We start from the raw sequence: 1,279 nt of genomic DNA on the forward strand, positions 1-1,279 counted from the left end.
GGGTCTGCTGCACGGATAGGTGACAGTCGGGGTTAGGCCGCCTGGGTGGCAGCGGGCTTCATGATCAACTCGTATTCGATCGGGGTCAACCGGCCGAGGGCGGCCTGCCTGCGTCGTCGGTGGTAGGTCCTCTCGATCCAGGTCACAATCGCGATCCGCAACTCCTCGCGGGTGCTCCAGGCCCGCCGGTCGAGGACGTTCTTCTGCAGCAGCGAGAAGAACGACTCCATCGCGGCGTTGTCGCCTGCAGCGCCGACCCGGCCCATGGATCCCACCATGTCGTGGCGGTTGAGCTGGTGGACCAGCTTCCTGGAACGAAATTGCGACCCGCGGTCGGTGTGCAGGATGCAACCGGCCACATCGGCACCTTCGGCGTTGCGGCGCGCGACGGCGTTGTCGAGCGCAGCGACCGCGATCCTGGACTTCATTCGAGAGTCGATCGAGTAGCCGACGATCCGGTTGGAGTAGACGTCCTTGATCGCGCAGAGGTAGAGCTTGCCTTCACGGGTCCAGTGCTCGGTGATGTCCGAGAGCCACAGCGTGTTCGGGGCGTCCGCGGCGAAGTTCCTTTCCACGAGATCGTCGTGGACCGGCGGACCCGCCTTCTTGCCGTTGCGTCCGCGCTTCTTGCCGAACGCCGACCACCAGCCGAGGTCGGAGCAGATCCGCCACGCAGTCCGCTCGGCCATCGACTCACCCGCGGTGCGTGCCTCATCAGCCAGGAACCGGTAGCCGAACTCGGGGTCGTCGCGGTGGGCGTCGAACAATGCGTTGGCACGGTAGGCCGCGGTCAACTCGGCGTCGGTGACCGGGTTCGCGAGCCAGCGGTAGTAGGGCTGGCGAGCGATCTTGAGGACCCGGCACGTCACCGCGACGGGGATCCCGTCGGCGGCCAGCTCGCGGACGAGCGGGTACATCATTTTCCCGGCAGGTTGGCCTGGGACAGGTAGGCGGCTGCGCGGCGCAGGACCTCGTTCTCTTGCTCGAGGAGCTTGATCCGCTTGTTTGCTTCACGCAGTGCTTCGGACTCGTTCGCAGCCTTCGCTGCCGGCGAGGGGGTCGCGGAGTTGCGGTCGTCGATCGTGATCCAGCGCTTGAGGCACGACGGCGAGATACCGAAGTCCTTCGCGACCTGGGCCACCGAGGAGCCCGAGTCGCGGTAGACCCGGATCACGTCCTCACGGAACTCCTTGGGAAACGCCTTCGGCATGGTGCACATCCTTCCAGCGCCGACACACATCGACGCAGATCAGATGTCACCTATCCGTGCAGCGGACCC

General features: G+C 65.8%; 1 protein-coding gene. It reads right to left on the reverse strand.

Translation table 11 applies throughout. The features are described 5' to 3' along the window. Positions 1-32 precede the first annotated feature (32 nt). Positions 33-1,210 (reverse strand): IS3 family transposase gene (locus EUA06_RS22240; protein WP_129479883.1). Its coding sequence is split into 2 segments (ribosomal slippage): positions 33-923 and positions 926-1,210, totalling 1,176 coding nucleotides; the frame shifts between segments, so codons are not numbered across the junction. Positions 1,211-1,279 lie beyond the last annotated feature (69 nt).

It is taken from the genome of Nocardioides glacieisoli (assembly GCF_004137245.1).
Lineage (GTDB): Bacteria > Actinomycetota > Actinomycetes > Propionibacteriales > Nocardioidaceae > Nocardioides > Nocardioides glacieisoli.